Origin of the sequence: Priestia sp. YIM B13489 (assembly GCF_042787645.1) — a bacterium.
Lineage (GTDB): Bacteria > Bacillota > Bacilli > Bacillales > Bacillaceae_H > Priestia > Priestia megaterium.
Map to the genome: position 1 here is coordinate 478,896 of NZ_JBHZOQ010000053.1, position 16,836 is coordinate 495,731.

Annotated in this window: 12 protein-coding genes and 1 pseudogene; 5 read left to right on the forward strand and 8 right to left on the reverse strand. The window is 38.0% G+C overall.

Annotated elements, in window-relative coordinates; genetic code table 11:
- Positions 1–97 precede the first annotated feature (97 nt).
- The 5 genes and pseudogenes from bioB to ACFX4W_RS08370 all read right to left on the reverse strand — a co-directional run bounded on the left by bioB (position 98) and on the right by ACFX4W_RS08370 (position 4,632).
- Positions 98–1,093: a biotin synthase BioB gene (bioB, locus tag ACFX4W_RS08350; RefSeq protein ID WP_043978101.1), complete on the reverse strand. Its 996-nt coding sequence runs from the start codon at positions 1,091–1,093 to the stop codon at positions 98–100.
- Between the two features lie 148 nt (positions 1,094–1,241).
- Complete coding sequence (locus tag ACFX4W_RS08355; RefSeq protein WP_043978104.1) at positions 1,242–3,467, reverse strand: alpha-galactosidase; 2,226 nt, start codon at positions 3,465–3,467, stop codon at positions 1,242–1,244.
- 19 nt (positions 3,468–3,486) lie between these two features.
- Positions 3,487–4,032: a hypothetical protein gene (locus ACFX4W_RS08360; RefSeq protein ID WP_241771343.1), complete on the reverse strand. Its 546-nt coding sequence runs from the start codon at positions 4,030–4,032 to the stop codon at positions 3,487–3,489.
- Between the two features lie 299 nt (positions 4,033–4,331).
- Positions 4,332–4,433, reverse strand: a pseudogene (locus ACFX4W_RS08365) (spore coat protein); the annotation flags it as partial.
- A gap of 13 nt (positions 4,434–4,446) precedes the next feature.
- A complete protein-coding gene (locus ACFX4W_RS08370) occupies positions 4,447–4,632 on the reverse strand; it encodes a hypothetical protein (protein WP_097813546.1) in 186 nt (61 codons plus the stop codon).
- Between the two features lie 1,119 nt (positions 4,633–5,751).
- Between ACFX4W_RS08370 and ACFX4W_RS08375 the strand changes: the two genes are divergently transcribed.
- From ACFX4W_RS08375 to ACFX4W_RS08385, 3 genes are all read left to right on the forward strand, one after another.
- Positions 5,752–6,834, forward strand: coding sequence for a right-handed parallel beta-helix repeat-containing protein (locus ACFX4W_RS08375; protein WP_377559343.1), 1,083 nt, complete (start codon positions 5,752–5,754; stop codon positions 6,832–6,834).
- Positions 6,835–7,834: 1,000 nt separating this feature from the next.
- On the forward strand, positions 7,835–8,782 hold the full coding sequence (locus tag ACFX4W_RS08380) for a helix-turn-helix transcriptional regulator (protein ID WP_320519850.1): 948 nt from the start codon (positions 7,835–7,837) through the stop codon (positions 8,780–8,782).
- A gap of 408 nt (positions 8,783–9,190) precedes the next feature.
- Positions 9,191–9,595, forward strand: coding sequence for a VOC family protein (locus ACFX4W_RS08385; RefSeq protein ID WP_377559344.1), 405 nt, complete (start codon positions 9,191–9,193; stop codon positions 9,593–9,595).
- A gap of 588 nt (positions 9,596–10,183) precedes the next feature.
- Here ACFX4W_RS08385 and ACFX4W_RS08390 read toward each other — a convergent pair.
- The 3 genes from ACFX4W_RS08390 to ACFX4W_RS08400 all read right to left on the reverse strand — a co-directional run bounded on the left by ACFX4W_RS08390 (position 10,184) and on the right by ACFX4W_RS08400 (position 13,867).
- Positions 10,184–11,140 (reverse strand): hypothetical protein, encoded by a 957-nt coding sequence (locus tag ACFX4W_RS08390; RefSeq protein WP_377559345.1) that lies wholly within the window; start codon positions 11,138–11,140, stop codon positions 10,184–10,186.
- A gap of 448 nt (positions 11,141–11,588) precedes the next feature.
- The gene (locus tag ACFX4W_RS08395) at positions 11,589–11,732 is read right to left on the reverse strand and encodes an anti-repressor SinI family protein (RefSeq protein WP_377559346.1); all 144 of its coding nucleotides are present in this window, start codon (positions 11,730–11,732) and stop codon (positions 11,589–11,591) included.
- 449 nt (positions 11,733–12,181) lie between these two features.
- Positions 12,182–13,867, reverse strand: a complete 1,686-nt coding sequence (locus ACFX4W_RS08400) for a NucA/NucB deoxyribonuclease domain-containing protein (protein ID WP_377559347.1) — start codon at positions 13,865–13,867, stop codon at positions 12,182–12,184.
- 540 nt (positions 13,868–14,407) lie between these two features.
- Here ACFX4W_RS08400 and ACFX4W_RS08405 point away from each other — a divergent pair.
- Positions 14,408–15,016 carry a succinate dehydrogenase cytochrome b558 subunit gene (locus ACFX4W_RS08405; RefSeq protein ID WP_013059400.1) on the forward strand — a complete coding sequence of 203 codons (609 nt, stop codon included), beginning with the start codon at positions 14,408–14,410 and terminating at the stop codon, positions 15,014–15,016.
- A 29-nt stretch (positions 15,017–15,045) separates the two neighbouring features.
- On the forward strand, positions 15,046–16,833 hold the full coding sequence (gene sdhA, locus ACFX4W_RS08410; protein WP_013059399.1) for a succinate dehydrogenase flavoprotein subunit: 1,788 nt from the start codon (positions 15,046–15,048) through the stop codon (positions 16,831–16,833).
- Positions 16,834–16,836: the final 3 nt, after the last annotated feature.

Sequence of the window (16,836 nt, forward strand, 5' to 3'; positions counted from 1 at the left end):
GAAGGCAATATAAAGAAGCTGTTGAGTTTTGTAAAGTAAACGTATAGTTCCTGTAAATCTGCTGAAGATAAAAAAAGCCGTTGATTTCTCAACGACTTCACAGTGCACATTCTTCGATTTCAAATCCTAAATCTTCAATTAATCCCCAGTCAGCTGTAGGTTCTTGACCTTGAGTCGTTAAATAATCGCCTACAAAAATTGAATTTGCAGCAAACAAACCAAGCGGCTGAAGCGATCTGAGATTGACTTCTCTGCCTCCTGAAATTCGAATTTCTTTCGTTGGATTTACAAAACGCATCATCGCTAACAGCTTTAAGCATTGCATTGGCTTTAACGCCTTTTTGTCTTCTAGAGGCGTTCCTGGAACGGCAACAAGAAAGTTGCATGGAATAGAATCTGCATCTAACTTTTTAATTTGAAAAGCTAATTCAACGGCTTGTTCATGTGTCTCGCCCATTCCAAAAATCGCACCGGAACAAGGTGACAAACCTGCTTTTTTAGATGTAGTAACCGTATCGACTCGATCTTCATAGCCATGCGTAGAACAAATACTGTCGTAGTTATCAGCGTGAGTATTTAAATTATGATTATAGCGATGAACACCCGCCTCGACTAGTTCGTGTGCTTGATCATCTGTTAAAAAGCCTAGACAGGCACAGATTTTCAAGTCTGTCTTTTGACGAATTTCTTTTACCGCTCCCACTACGTGCGCTACTTCTTTATCAGTAGGACGGCGGCCTGACGCCACGATACAATATGTACCTGCTTTTCTTTTTTGAGCTTCAAAAGCACCTTCTACAATTTTCTCCTTTGTTAACCACGCATACTTATCAATCGGTGCTTCTGATACAATCGACTGCGAACAATATCCACAGTCTTCTGGGCATAAACCCGATTTAGTATTAATAATCATATTGAGCTTTACTTTTTTTCCATAATGATGATGACGAATTAAGTACGCGGCATTCATGACCTCTAACACTTCTTCATCCGGTACATGAAGAAGTTGAAGCGCTTCATTATATGTAATTTCTTTCCCTTTAATAATAGACTGAGCAAGTGCTTTCCAATCTCTTAAACCTGTGGTTTCCATCGATTCCCCTCCACTTTAGTAAACTAAAAAAATATAAAGTTAACAATTATAACTAAAAGTTACCATTACTTCTCCTTTTATGTCAACAATATACGATTAATAGTTAACTCAAAAAAGCCACTTCTATGATATAGAAGTGGCTTTTTGCTTATTGCGCTTGCAGTGTGTAAATAACCGATACAAAGTCTCCAGATTTTTCATCGTATGCTTCAACACCCGGATACTCATGAGTTAGAGTAATTCCTGCGTACATGAGCTCATCTCCATAAGCTGTTTGATCTGTTTCCATCACTGTATATTCATAATCAGGATGAAGCCCTTTTAGCTCGATGCGTTCATAAGAAGGATTTGGTCTAGCTAATACTTGATAATAACCGATGATTGCCTGTTTTTGATTGGATGAAACAACCATCCAGCTCGTCACATTTCCATCTTGTTCAAACGGACTTTTTAATCGATAGAATGTGCCATTTTGAATAAGGGATCGGTGTTTTTTATAATACTGAATTTGGTTTTTTACCGTTTCTTTTTCGTCTTCTGTCATCAGCGTAACATCTAACTCATAACCAAATGCGCCAAAATACGCAACGTCTCCTCTTGTTTCTAGACTTGTTACTCTGCGTACTTGATGATTTGGTACGGCTGATACGTGTGCTCCCATTGAACTGATTGGATAGGCAAAAGACGTGCCGTACTGAATCTTTAGACGTTCAATCGCGTCCGTGTTATCGCTCGTCCAAGCTTGAGGAGCATAATAAAGCATTCCCGGATCAAATCTAGCTCCCCCGCTTGCACATGATTCAAATAAAATATCCGGGAACTTCTTTGTTAGTCGCTCATACAAATCATACACACCTAAAATATAGCGGTGTACTACTTCAAACTGACGGTTCGCGGGCAGCCCAACAGATCCAATCTCTGTTATATTTCGATTCATATCCCATTTTATATAAGAGATAGGTGCTTCACTTAAAATAGCTTCCATTCGTTCATAGATATAATTCACTACTTCTTCTCTTGAAAAATCAAGCACATATTGATTTCGTCCATGAGATTGATGACGATTTGGCACATGAATCAACCAATCTGGATGCTTTTCATACAAGTCGCTTTGCTTTGAAATCATTTCGGGTTCAAACCATAACCCAAAGTCCATACCTAAATCCGTTACTTTTTGAGCCAATGACTTCATACCGCCCGGAAGCTTATTTTTATCTACAAACCAGTCTCCAAGAGAAGTTGTATCATCGTTACGCTTGCCAAACCAGCCGTCATCTAATACGAAAAGTTCAACGCCCAGCTTTTGTGCTTCTTTGGCAATATGTACAATTTTCTCTTCGGTAAAATCAAAGTACGTCGCTTCCCAGTTATTAATTAAAACTGGCCGCTCCAAATCCCGCCATTTTCCTCTAGCTAGACGCTTGCGATAAAGCTCATGATACTCTTGGCTAAGTCCGTTTAGACCGCTATTTGAATAAGCCAGTACTAGTTCTGGTGATTGAAAAGTTTCTCCACTCTCTAGTCGCCACTGAAAATCAAAAGGATGAATTCCCATCGTTATTCTTGATACATTATAATGATCTACTTCCACTTGTCCAAGAAAGTTTCCGCTGTATACAAGACTAAAACCATACGCTTCTCCACTGTGTTCAGTTGCAGCTGGATTTTTTAAAATTAAAAATGGGTTTTGCTGACTGCTGCTTGTACCTCTCGCACTAGAAATACTTTGAATACCAGGCTGAAGCATTCGTGTTTTCACGTGTCTTTCTCGAATCCACGCACCGGAAAGCTGAACCATCTCATAATTTGATGTAGGCAAATCAATGCTGCCGCTCATGATACGCAAAATATCGACTGGTTCTTCTCCTCTATGCTCAAATCGTGAGTGACGCGTAATAATATTTCGGTCTTCGTAAACGGTATACGTTAAAATAAGTGATGCATTGAGCAATTTATCAATCAGTTCAACTTCTACACTTGTGGCTTCACTCTCTTCTTCTACATATGTAGCAGGTAAGCCTTTTAATGGCTTCTTGCCTTTGTAAATTTTATGGTTATCGTATTCAAAATTTGTGATTCGGCTTCCGTTTTGCTGAAGAAGTTGATAGGCTGGCTCTCTGAAGTCTGTTGTTCCATAAGAAGGATACTCTTGTTTGATTGTTTCAAGAGAAAATGCTAGTTCTCCTTCATATACCGAAGCGCTAGCTCCTCTTGTTTCTACACGTAAAAAATGCTGAAAAGATGAACGGTGCTTAAGCTTTTTTCCATAGTACAAGTGACCGAGCTGCCCGTTTCTCAACACTGAAAAGATATAACTTACATCGCGTCCCTGCAGGTGAAATTCCTTTGTACCTTCATTAAATAAGATCCCCATTTTATTCCTCTCCTTACCATCAAATATCTAACGAGACATTTCCTTTTTCATCTATTGCCGTTGCATGCTCAAAAGCAGATGCTAGATTAATCTCTTTTCTCTCATACCATTTCGCTAAACCTTTGAATAACTCTTCTGTTTCAACTATTCTTGTGTCTACTCGCAGTTCAGTTTCATAGCTATGAAGAGACCAAGTGCTTTCACTAAATAAGGTCATTTCTACATCTAAACACATGTCTTTCCAATTAGGAGCACACAGAATAGGATGACGTATGTCTGAACATGCAATGGTGTAGCGGTTAGAACCATTCTTATTCATAAAACAATGAACAAAAGAGGCATTCACATCGCCCTTACTAGTTTGTAAAGATTTATACAGTTGGATATCTAACAATGGAACGCTCCATTTTAATTTCATTTTTGGAAGAATTCTTTTTTTAACCGACTTGACCGTTAATTTAATAAAGTAAACACCATCTTTTTTTGTTTCATCCAATACGACATGCACACCTGGTTCCTTGTTTATCTCCAAGTTTATATAGGGTGTAGCAATCACTTCCTTCATCTCCTTCACCATCATTCTTAATTTTGTACACCAACAAAAATGTAACCGCATTCAAAAATTTATTTTCGTATTTATTACAAGTAGATCACCTAAACGAAGCTTTTTTACTTTCTTTCATTTTATGTAAAATACTTTCTAGACTCAATGGTAAAAATCAAAGTGAAAAAAAGCATTTTTTTGCTTTATCTAGTAATCAATTAAATGCTCTTTATCTCTTAGCCCGCAATTTTCTCTTCTTTTTCAAAAAAAGATGACAAATTTAATAATATAGTATAATAATAAATAATGCAGAATGATTNGTATAATTGTTGGTTATTTGTTTGACTAATAATACTGGCATAACCTGTTAAGCTTGCGTTAAGACCTGCTAAATAATCATTTACAATATCCTTTTCATTCATCTTTATCAGTCTCCTATCCTAAAAATGAAATCAGCTGTTGTTTTGTATTTCTAGCGTCACGTGCATCTTTTTGTAGCATTGCTGTAAGCTGTGAATCATTACATTCTTGAGCGTATTGTTCTAATTTGTTGATAAGTGTCCCATGCGCGCCGATAAGATGACGTAAATTCTCTACTTCTAACTCCGTTAAGTTTTGCATATTAATTTCCCTTCCTTTCTTTATCCATTCTTTATTGTGAAACAAATTAAAAAAAATATGCATAATACAAAACGAGATGAATGGATGAGAAAGTGTATAGAATTTTTTCTAAACATTACTGCTTATAATCTTCTTTAGAGTAACTAGACCTGGTATTATGATTCATATTTATTGCTTTTGAGTTAGTGGGTTACCTTTTCTTCAAAGAAGCTCCTACGTGGAAAACCCTACTAGGAATTTTCATTATGGTTATAGGAGTAGTTATTTCCAAAATGAAATAGAGCATTAGTATTACATTATGAACTAATCAAAAACCGAGAGGTATTCATTTAAGATTACGTATGTCTTCATATGTATGTAAAAAACAAACCTCCTCTAAACAGTAACAATAACGTTCATAACGAGTTTAAAAGCAATAAAAATACTAATCAAAAAGTAAGTATACTTAAAATTAAGTACTTATTTAGATTTATTTATTATAGTTATTACTTGACCATTTTAACTTACATAAAAGTAAAAGTGTAAACTTACTTTATATAAAAATAAGTTATCTTTTATATACTTTGTAGAAAAAGGCTTTATTTGTCGTCACTAAGTGTAAATATTAAAACTTTAATTTCGATAACATAATTTGTACATTTACTCCTTTAAATTATATAAGTTTAATATTTAATTCGATCAATAATTACTTTGTCTAAAACTTACTAAATAGAAGTGTTATGTAATTTATATCCAATCATTTTCTTTTTAATAATTTATCTAAAGGCAAGAAGATACAATAGTGAGTTGTAAGGAGTAGAAATATTCGCTTTTAACCACAATGACTGTTTAGGTAAAACACAAATAGGTGACTTATTCCTTCTATTGAAAAAGATTAAGTCACCTACACTTTTTTTCATCCATCATTAGTAATCCTTTCAGCGTTTAAAATTTATTAATTTACATGTTCCTGTTTTAACTGATTTACTACATTATTCTAGCATTATTTTAGCGCTTTCCATTGATTGTACTTTAAGAAAGTAATAAGGCATGGTGCGATGTTTTACATACTTATTAGCGAAGCAATAGTATAATTGGAAGATCTTGTAAGTAAAATTCATGAACATTAAGGAGTATCTTATGAAAAAAGCAGGTAGCATCCTTCTTCTTTTCCTGTGTTGTATAAATCAAAGGGTTGAGGCTGCTACTCAACCTTTAGTAGATCCTATACATCATGAAATCTACGTCTCTCCTGCAGGAAGTGATGAAAATGCAGGTACTAAAAACAGTCCCTTTAAAACTTTGAAAAAGGCAGGTAAAGTAGCTAAACCTGGGACGGCTGTTAATATTCGAGGCGGTGTCTATCACGAAAAGTTAATGATTAGTCGTTCAGGCAATAAACAAAATCCCATTATCTTCAGAAACTATAAAAATGAAAGGCCCATTATTAGTGGAAAGAATATAAAGAGTGGTTCTTCAGATGGAGGGCTAGTTACCATAAAAAACAAGAGCTATGTTACAATTCAAGGTCTAAATATAGGGCATTTTTCTACTTTGGAAGAACAAAATACACCATGTGGTATTTTAGTAGAGGGAAGAGGCAAAGGTCTTCGGATTATTAACAATCATATTTTTGATATTAAGACTGCACATAAAAACGGAAATGCACATGGAATAGCTTTTTATGGATCCGAAGCGCCACGTTCATTAAACAACATTGAAATATCGGGAAACTTACTCGAAAACTTAACTTTAGGTTTTAGTGAAGCGCTGACTCTAAATGGAAATGTTAAAAAGTTTGTAGTCCATGCAAATACGATTCGTAACGTTGATAATATAGGTATTGATGTAATTGGTTTCGAAAAGATAGCTCCTGATAAAAAATTTGATCAAGCTCGTGAAGGAGTTATCAGTGAAAACTCTATTTACAACGTAAGCAGTTATTCCAACCCAGCCTACAGAACTGAATATTCTGCTGGAGGAATCTATGTGGATGGAGGAAAGGATGTTGTTATTGAACATAATATTTCAAGTCATAACGATTTAGGAATAGAAATTGCAAGTGAACACTACGGTAAACAGACTACCAACATTCAAGTCGTACGAAACATGATTTATGAGAATCGTTTTACAGGAATTTCAATTGGGGGATATGATGAAAAGCGTGGGGGGACAATGAATACTTCTATTACGCAAAATATCTTATATGGAACGATACAATAAAAATGGATGGCGGCCAGTTATTAATGCAATATTATGCGATCTATAACATCATCAATAATAACATTATGGTTTCAGTAAAATCTAACTTACTTCTAGCCAATCTTCATTATTCAAATAAATATAATGAGCTTAGCAATAACGTATATTTAAATAAAAGTAGAAACACAATGAATCGATGGATATGGAATGGTCAAGAAATAGAAAGTTCTACGTTCGAATCCCAAAGATTTTTTCAATAAACTTTTCTTTTAAAAAGATACTCTTGACTAAGCCTTTTGTTGAGGTTCTACCTCAGACTAGACAATTGTTCACTACATTATATGCTGAGCATACTTTTAACCTTTTAGAAAATTTAAATCATATTCTTTAAAGCACTGTAGCAGATTTTTTATTAGATTTTCTGTGAATAGAAAAAGCTTTGTTAACATAAAGTCTCCACCGGAACTAAAAAAAGAGCCCTTGGCAGGCAAGACTTCCAAATAGGATGTTTTCTTCTTTATGCAGATTTTTATATACCCTTGGTGTCATAAGGTTTCGCTTAGGAATGCAAGTCAAAAAAATGTATAAGAAGCGCACCTTTTATACATATGCGCCCCCTCTAAAAATGGTGTTTTAAGAGATATATCACATTATTTACTTGTAGTTATATTTAGTACTTTATAATTGTGAATTCTGATAAAAAGCTATCTCGCTTGCCAATGCCAGTGGGATTTTTATTTTTGCTACAATTCTGAGAAAGGGGTATTTGATGTTAATAAAAACAATACTCACAGCAATTATAGGAGGTATTATTTTTTCTCTAACTAATGCTTACTAACAAATAACAGTACGAAAGGAGCAAGGGGCTCTTATAAATTATGAGGCATTGCCCTTATTTTGTAGAGATTCCCGCATAGATACCCATACACTTACCTATTCGACAACTCTGCATTTACTAAATCATCATCTCCATCAAGGTATGGTATTATTATTTTGCGAAAACATTAAAAGGGGGCACCCAATGAATAAAACAGACCGTTTATTAGCCATTGTACTGGAGCTGCAACGTAAAGAAGTTATACGGGCCGAAAATTTGGCGGCTCTATTTGAAACGAGCGTGCGGACTATCTACCGTGACATTCAGGCGCTGAGTGAGGCGGGCGTACCGATTATAGGAGCCGCCGGGAGAGGATACTCTTTGATGGAAGGTTATTTTCTGCCGCCAATCGGCTTCACCGTACCAGAAGCCGTGAGCTTGCTAATTGGAACGGACTTTATTGAACAACAATTTGATGATGATTATCGTGCCAGGGCTCAAGCTGCCCGCGGGAAAATTGAGGCCATTCTACCGAAGAACATTCTTAAAGAAACATCTCGTGTACGCAAGGCAATGCGTTTGCTCATTTCTGATAAACAGGTCAGGGAGTCAAAAGAAAAGAAATATCTGGAAAAGATTCGTGGAGCGATATTAAACGTGCAAAAGATCAGCATTCGTTATGCAAAAAAACTTGAAGATTCCGAAGGTAATCGTCATAGTGTTCGTACGGTTGCTCCCTATGGATTGGTGCTCATTCAAGGATCATGGATGCTCGTGGCTCGGTGTGATCTGCGCCAAGAAATTCGTCATTTTCGCTTATCCCGAATGACGGAACTTATTAGTCTTGAAGAACGATTCGAACCACCGACGCATTTTAACTTAAGCGAGTATACCCCTCCGGATAATAGACACTTGCTAGTTCATCTTCAATTTAACCATGACATTGCGGATAAGGTGAAGGAATCCAATTATCATTACATAGAGAGTATGGAAGAGCATGAGGATGGATTGCATGTGATCTTACGTGTTCATCAACTGGACGAATTGTTGCAATGGGTACTTGGCTGGGGAGCGAGTGTGGTTGTGTTGGAGCCTGAATCACTCCAAAATCGAATTCGTGAAGAGGCAAAAAAAATGTTAGAACGCTACTGACATACAGTTGTCAGTAGCGTTCTTTTATAATTAGAGAAAGTAAACATAAAGGGTTGAAAGATACATGCGGAGTATGTCTTGCATCAATCGATTAATACACCCAATTAACATCCACGGAAATTAATTCATTTCACTTTGGATCAATGGAGCAGCAAGGCATGGAAGGATGATCATAGAACCAGCGAACGTCAGTTAATACCCAAAGTAGATTACTTGAAACTGAAAAAGTAAACCTTTAAATAGGCTGTTTAATTCTTGAGAAAAGGAAAAGGTTCTAAAATAATTGTCGTTGGAACTTTTGTAACCTATTTTCCACAACCACTTTTCCCTTACTGAAGCTTCGCGGGTTCTAGCCCAAAATGATCTGATACGATATCGTATCATTTATTATAGGAAGGATGGTATTTTATGAATTTTGCTTCTGTACGCATTATTACCGACGATGTGGATCGTCTTGTCAAGTTCTATGAGAAAGTCTTAGGTGTTTCGGCGGAACGTCCCGTCCCTGTCTTTGCCGAACTTTTTGTGCCATCATGCACCTTGGCAATTGGCCACTCTAAGACAGTGCAACTGTTCGGCGCTGGTTCCGCAGTGGCGGCGGACAATCGCACTGTTATCATTGAGTTCCACGTCCACGATGTCGATGCTGAATACGAGCGCCTGAAACCGTTTGTCAATGAGTGGGTAAAGGAACCTACTTTAATGCTGTGGGGGAACCGTGCTATGTTGTTTCGCGATCCCGACGGCAACCTCGTTAACCTCTTCGAGCCGGTGACCGAAGAAGCAATTAAACGTTTCAACCGTAGAAATTGACAAACACTTAGACCTATTGAAAAGATGTAACCTAAGAAACATAATTGTTATTCAGCAAAAGGGCGTAATTCTACATCAAGAATTACGCTCTTTGTTTATGCATAGGGCAGCTAATAGAGGTGAATTCTTAAAATAAATTTATTACTTAAAGGACTGAATTCACTATTTGTTCATAGGATACAGGTGCTCTCTCCACCATCGGTGTAGAAATGGAGTCGTTTAGAGTAAGTAGGGAAATTATAATAATATATGAAGTACTTTAGTAGTTGCTTAATGAGGAGTAACGACACTTAGATGAAAAAGTTGACTTCTATCTAAATGGAATTGATTATATAATGTGCTTTTACATCTATATGTATCAGTATATCTCTTAGATAATTGGAGCAAAATGCAATTAGAATACCTTCCGACGTGGGTATTTGTCACACAATTTTCTAATCGTCTGTATGAGAAAAAACTACTGTCCTTCAACAACAGTAGTTTTTTCTATTTTAGGCTTTATATGATATTTATCTCTTGTTAACATAAAACATTTTTTCGGAATCACTTTTTATTATTCCTTCCCACCCAAATCTTAATTTCTTGATTTTATGCCGCGCTGCGCATTGCTCTCCGGCGGTCATGCAATACCATCAGGATGACCATTATCATCATAACTCCTAAGACGCTGCCTAACTCTGTGGTCAGTACATGTGCAAGTGGGTACTCCGGTGCAGGTTGTGTATCAGGGCGAGTGGCGGACAAACGATTGAAGAGGTTATATGAGAACAGCATTCCCGACGCGATCCATGCTATAGCCATAGGTGGAAAAAAACTCTTCGACCCGCGGCGGGTGGTTAGTACCAATAAACCCCAAGACCCTGCAAAGGCCCACACACCGGTACTCAATGACAATAGGTGCCACCATAAATCCCGGTTATCTAACATAGCTGGGTCGATGCCAATAGTTCCACCAGCAGCCCAGAATACCTTAATAAATCCAAGCAGGATACAGCCAGCTGAGACAGGTCTAGCCAAGGAGATATACAGTTTCTGGCTGTTGCCTGGAAGTAAATCGGTAGTGATTGGACCAACAAATGCCTCTGGCCAACGCGTCTTGGCATATCCAGCTAAAGCAAGAGGTAGGCAGATGCCGGCTCCAACCAGTGAAATTATTACAAAAATCTGCTCATATACCCAAATGTTGGCGACTCCTGTCTTCTGATCCCGTATCATAGCAGCAGGGCCAAGCACTGGTGCCAACAACAACATAGGAATAAGTAAACCAGTACCTACCCAAACGGGAAAGGCAACCAACCAGGCAGGTAGCCTCTCGCCCCAAGGCATGCTGAACGCGAATGCTAACAGGATACCAACTGCGGCGAGCACCATCGTTATGGCATTTGCAGTGCGCCAACTTATATCACCCATTTGTTGGGTCGGCATGAAGAGTCCGAAAGTCCAAGCAATTTTGATTAACAGATAAGGCGTTACTGCTATAGCAGCACCATAACCCCAAGTTCTACGCTTCTCTATTAATTGAGAAATTATCTTTTTTATTGTCATAAGGTCATCTCGGCAGCTAAGTCAGTAAGGTGGAAAATCCCTATCGTTACAATGTATAGAAGGATTCCAATTAAACTATCATCTTTATTTCTATTTATAACCATAAATAAACACCCCTTAAGGTTTATAAATTAAACTGTTTTAGTTCATCAAAAGGATAATGATTCTACACATAACTTTCACCACCAATACCTTATCAAACTGCTCTCCTCTCTAAAATACTAATATTCCAAATAAAAATCCCTTATTCTAAAAAATTGACAAAACAAAAAAAGACCCCTTGGAGGACAAGGCCTCTTGGAATGATAGATATTCTTCAATATGCAGCTTTTTATACATTGTTGATATAAAAGCTTTTTACTATCCAAGCGCACAAAAATGCCTGTTAAAAAAGCTTTCTTAGGTAGTAAACAAATTTAGTGATAGCAAAAAACATTAGATATAGAAGCTATCTAATGTTTTTTACTGTAGTGTTATTTTGAGTTTTTTCTTCTAGAAACTGTTTAAATTCTTCTTTGCTCACATTTAAATTCATTGCTTCTTTAACTAACCTCATCCACTCTTCTGGTAGAACTGCTGTAGACTTCTTCATAATTGAACACCTCTCCACATAAATTATTATTTATCATTTACCTGTTGTTTTTAACTTGAAATCTTGTTTTATAGTGACCAACCACTATATTATAACTAAATAGTTAATTCTCTTTACTTTAATCGACCCTAGGTAGCTGTTTAGGTAGTAGAAAATAATATTCTTTCTAACATTCTCTTCACCGACGATAGAGTTGTTCCGTGAAAGGGCCAGATTGTTAAATAATCAGGAAGAGTAAAAATAGTGATTAAATATTGTTTTGTTTACGAAATGTTAAGCCTTACTAGCGTTTTTTATAAATATAGGACTATTAAAAAAGAAATTAGTATTTCTTGAATTAAAGGAATAACATAATGTTGAAACAGTAGGTTTGGATCTGATTCTCTAATGGTTTAAAAGAGGCTGGCCTTTAAGTATGTGACACTTAAAGGCCAGCCTCTAAGTTATTATTATGGGATTGCATAAACTTCAACAGTGAAGCTTTCTCCATCGGTGTCTTCCGGTCTGGCAATGTAAAAATCTTCGCTCTTTTTGATTTCTGTCTCGGATCCGTCTGTAAGATCATTGAAAATCGTTTCGTCGATGCCGAAGCTGATGTCTTTCATGACATCGAATTTCGCATTAGTAGGGCCGTCGACGATTTTCCATTGTAACTTGGTCGCGTAAGAAGGGATATTCCCAATCGTGAAGTTATCACTTGATCGGTTATCCTGTCCGTCCTGAGGCTGACCTTCCGATCTGATCGTAGCTATTTTCTCAGGGGCTTCGACCTGCATATTGAAAGTATCCCCATCCAGAATCCTATCATAGGCGTACCAGGCACCGAGCCATGTCCCTGCAGCACCGTTCGATTCGCTTGAAATCATTCTTACTGAAAAATTATCCGATCCATTGGTCGCCGAACCTTCCCAGGTGGAAGCAAACGGATATTCGTCACACTGCTTGCCGGTCCGATCCTCATCTCCGAATTCCCTGTCACAAGTCCTTCTTGTCTTGTTCCTATTGCGATTATATTCATCCTGATGACGTTTCGGATACATCCGTGTCAGCGTGCTGTCTCCCACAGCTCCCGGTATTTTCTTTCCAGCCATTTGAGGCTTCGTCTGATCTGGATGATCCATCGCAAACTTCCAATGCTGTCCAGCTTCGGCTAACATCGAAAATTCTGGCTTTGTGACCGGAACATTGAAGATTGGTGTGGCTTTACTGAATACGGCTCCTTGCCAGAAATATTGATTAGGGAAAGCAAACATATATTTTGCAGAATCGTAACGAACGGTCTGTTTAATACCATCAATGCTCTTTTTGAATTTCCTTGGTGCATGTGTAAGGGTAAGTTTTGGCCAAAATTCCATGTACCCTAACTGATCAGGGTTTGCGTCAGTTGGTGGGGGTGCTTCTGATGTGAAAATTTCTGTACTGAAGTTCGTGTTTTTCCATTGGGCGATTGTTCGTTCCGTCGATGGAAAGTCGGGATCCTCTTTACAGTCACCTGCGTTCACCTTGGATTCACATACCATATCAATTTTCAACTTGGCTCCATTCAAGGATGGATGAGTTACGAGGATATCATCAAGTGTATAATAGACCCTCATTTTTCGACTTTGGTTGGAGCCATAACCTATTTCAGTGAATTGAAATTGAACGCCTTCGTAAAAACAGAACCCACCAATGCATTTTACTGGGACTTGATATGTTGCGACGTGGGACCAACAGAAGGAATACCGGTTTTTAATATACCCTGTTTCTGAACTGCTGTCTGGACTTCCCTGGCATTCTTCTGTAGTCAGGATATGATCATAGTCGAAGTCAGGGGGTGTCCATCCGGCTGCTGTCTTGATCGGAGGCGCCATGTTCGCTCTGTATGTTGTGTCACTTTGCCGGTCTTCCTCCAGCAATTTATCTAATGTCTGGATGCCTTCTTTTTTCTGGATCTGATCTTGCTTAATCCCAATCTCTTCAACTGACTTGCCCTGCTTCATAAGTTTAGTTGCCTTTTCAATCTTCTCCTTGTTGTTTGGGAGCCAATAACCTCCGCCATTTGAATCAGACTGCGCTTGTGCCGGTGAAATCATTCCTGTGACCAAAAACAAAAAAAATACAGATAAAACGATACGTCTATAAAACCTGGACATCCTATCCCTCCCTTATTTTTTGATTTGGAATAAAATGTAGTCTTAGAAACATATAGAGGAATTATCTTTGCAGACAATAAACTAGATTCATTACTTCGATGGCATCCAAATCGATGATAGAATACTACAAAAAAAATTTTCCCACAATACACTATAAGGAAAATGAAACCAAAAACCTACAATAATTACCATATTAATTAACGTGCTAGGAAAAATGGGTCATATAAAAAATCCCTTTATTTATAAAGGTTCTCCACAATCGGGCGCCACTTGCCGTCATTAAGGTAAATAGTTAAATTGTGGATTTTTATGAAATACTTTATGATTTACTTAAGTCGGGTAGGGAGGCACTCTCACGAGCGCCCGCCCCCCTAAGAACCGTACGTGACAGATTTCCCGTCATACGGCNAACCTGTCACATACTTTATTAGGAAATGCAAAGGTTTTCATTTCCTGTATTCACGATTAATCTATTTGTCTAGTGGGAGTAAGAAAGTTCTTCACAAACTATGTTCATTTAACTAAGGGGGGTCTACGCAGATGGCGGCAAACAGAGAGTTTCAATATCGGAGAATCCATTCATTACTTGGGGTAATACCAATCGGGATTTTCTTAACACAGCATTTAGTTGTGAATCATTTCGCGACAAAGGGAGAAGAATCATTTAATCAAGCAGCTCACTTCATGGAGAGCTTACCTTTCCGCTATGCTCTAGAAATTTTCATTATTTTCTTACCAATCGTTTTTCACGCAATATACGGTCTTTACATCGCATTCACTGCTAAAACAAACGTTAACAACTACGGTTTTTTCCGTAACTGGATGTTTATCCTTCAGCGTGTTTCAGGTGTAATCACACTTATCTTCATCACATGGCACGTATGGGAAACCAGAATACAAGCTGCGCTTGGAAAAGAAGTAGATTTTCAAATGATGGAACGAATTTTAAGCAACCCGGCAATGCTTGCATTCTACATAGTTGGTGTTGTATCTACGATCTTCCACTTTGCAAACGGTCTATGGTCATTTGGAGTTAGCTGGGGGTTAACTGTAACACCACGTTCTCAAAGAATTTCAACTTATGTGACATTAGCAATCTTCTTAGCACTTACATTTGTAGGTGTTCGTACATTATTCGCATTTGCATAAAATTAAGGTTTTGAAGGAGTGGGGTTCCGATGAGTAACGGAAAAATCATCGTAGTCGGTGGCGGTTTAGCTGGCTTGATGGCAACAATAAAAATTGCTGAGTCTGGCAAGCAAGTAGATTTATTTTCACTAGTTCCGGTAAAAAGATCTCACTCAGTTTGCGCGCAAGGTGGAATCAACGGAGCCGTAAACACGAAAGGTGAAGGGGATTCACCATGGGAACACTTTGATGACACAGTGTACGGCGGAGACTTTTTAGCCAACCAGCCACCTGTAAAAGCAATGTGTGAAGCAGCTCCTGGTATTATTCACTTACTTGACCGCATGGGTGTTATGTTTAACCGTACTCCTGAGGGTTTGTTAGACTTCAGACGATTTGGCGGGACGCAGCATCACCGTACGGCTTTTGCTGGAGCAACAACGGGTCAACAATTATTGTACGCATTAGATGAGCAGGTTCGTCGTTATGAAGTTGCCGGACTTGTGACAAAGTACGAAGGATGGGAATTCTTAGGTGCTGTTCTTGACGATGAGCGCAGCTGTCGCGGAATTTCTGCACAGAATTTAAAATCAATGGAAATTAAAACGTTCCCAGCTGACGCGGTTATTATGGCTACAGGTGGACCTGGAATTGTTTTTGGAAAATCGACGAACTCAGTTATTAATACAGGTTCAGCGGCATCTATCGTGTATCAGCAAGGTGCATACTATTCAAACGGAGAGTTTATTCAAATTCATCCAACTGCTATCCCAGGAGATGATAAGCTTCGTCTTATGAGTGAATCTGCTCGTGGAGAAGGCGGACGCGTTTGGACATATAAAGACGGTAAACCTTGGTATTTCTTAGAGGAAAAATATCCTGCATACGGTAACTTAGTACCTCGTGATATTGCAACTCGTGAAATTTTTGACGTCTGCGTAGCGCAGAAATTAGGAATCAACGGAGAGAACATGGTTTATCTGGACCTTTCACATAAAGATCCAAAAGAGCTAGACATTAAACTTGGAGGTATCATCGAAATCTATGAAAAATTCATGGGCGATGATCCGCGCAAGGTACCAATGAAAATTTTCCCAGCCGTACACTATTCAATGGGCGGTTTATGGGTGGATTACGATCAAATGACAAATATTCCTGGCTTATTCGCAGCTGGTGAGTGTGATTATTCACAGCACGGAGCGAACCGTTTAGGAGCAAACTCATTATTATCAGCTATTTATGGTGGTATGGTTGCCGGCCCTAAAGCGGTTGAATACATCAATGGTTTAGAAAAGAGCGCAGATGCTATTTCTTCAAGCGTATATGATCGTCATGTGAAAGAAGAAGAAGAGAAATGGAACAATATCATGAATCTTCAAGGTACAGAAAATGCATACGTTCTTCATAAAGAGCTAGGGGAATGGATGACTGACAACGTGACAGTCGTACGATACAATGACAAACTGTTAAAAACAGATGAAAAGATTCAAGAATTAATTGAACGCTATGATCGTATTAACATTAATGATACAGCTAAATGGAGTAATCAAGCGGCAACATTTACTCGTCAGTTGCAAAACATGCTTCAGCTTTCACGTGTTGTAACGCTAGGAGCTTACAACCGTAACGAAAGTCGCGGTGCTCATTATAAGCCAGATTTCCCAGATCGTAACGATGAAGAATTCTTAAAAACAACAATGGCATCTTTTGTGGATAAGAAAACGGCTCCTTCTTTCCATTATGAAGAGGTAGACGTATCGTTAATTAAACCGCGTAAACGCGACTACACAAAGAAAAAAGATGAAAAACCAAAAAAACAACAAGAGGGGGTTCGTTAATCA

Excerpts from the sequence above, each read along its gene's own strand:
- ACFX4W_RS08385 (WP_377559344.1), top strand. The coding sequence starts at position 9,191 with ATGAATTTTGCTTCTGTACGCATTATTACCGACGATGTGGATCGTCTT.
- ACFX4W_RS08380 (WP_320519850.1), top strand. The coding sequence starts at position 7,835 with ATGAATAAAACAGACCGTTTATTAGCCATTGTACTGGAGCTGCAACGT.
- ACFX4W_RS08375 (WP_377559343.1), top strand. The coding sequence starts at position 5,752 with ATGAAAAAAGCAGGTAGCATCCTTCTTCTTTTCCTGTGTTGTATAAAT.
- ACFX4W_RS08390 (WP_377559345.1), bottom strand. The coding sequence starts at position 11,140 with ATGACAATAAAAAAGATAATTTCTCAATTAATAGAGAAGCGTAGAACT.
- sdhA (WP_013059399.1), top strand. The coding sequence starts at position 15,046 with ATGAGTAACGGAAAAATCATCGTAGTCGGTGGCGGTTTAGCTGGCTTG.
- ACFX4W_RS08360 (WP_241771343.1), bottom strand. The coding sequence starts at position 4,032 with ATGAAGGAAGTGATTGCTACACCCTATATAAACTTGGAGATAAACAAG.
- ACFX4W_RS08400 (WP_377559347.1), bottom strand. The coding sequence starts at position 13,867 with ATGTCCAGGTTTTATAGACGTATCGTTTTATCTGTATTTTTTTTGTTT.
- bioB (WP_043978101.1), bottom strand. The coding sequence starts at position 1,093 with ATGGAAACCACAGGTTTAAGAGATTGGAAAGCACTTGCTCAGTCTATT.
- ACFX4W_RS08355 (WP_043978104.1), bottom strand. The coding sequence starts at position 3,467 with ATGGGGATCTTATTTAATGAAGGTACAAAGGAATTTCACCTGCAGGGA.
- ACFX4W_RS08405 (WP_013059400.1), top strand. The coding sequence starts at position 14,408 with ATGGCGGCAAACAGAGAGTTTCAATATCGGAGAATCCATTCATTACTT.
- ACFX4W_RS08370 (WP_097813546.1), bottom strand. The coding sequence starts at position 4,632 with ATGCAAAACTTAACGGAGTTAGAAGTAGAGAATTTACGTCATCTTATC.
- ACFX4W_RS08395 (WP_377559346.1), bottom strand. The coding sequence starts at position 11,732 with ATGAAGAAGTCTACAGCAGTTCTACCAGAAGAGTGGATGAGGTTAGTT.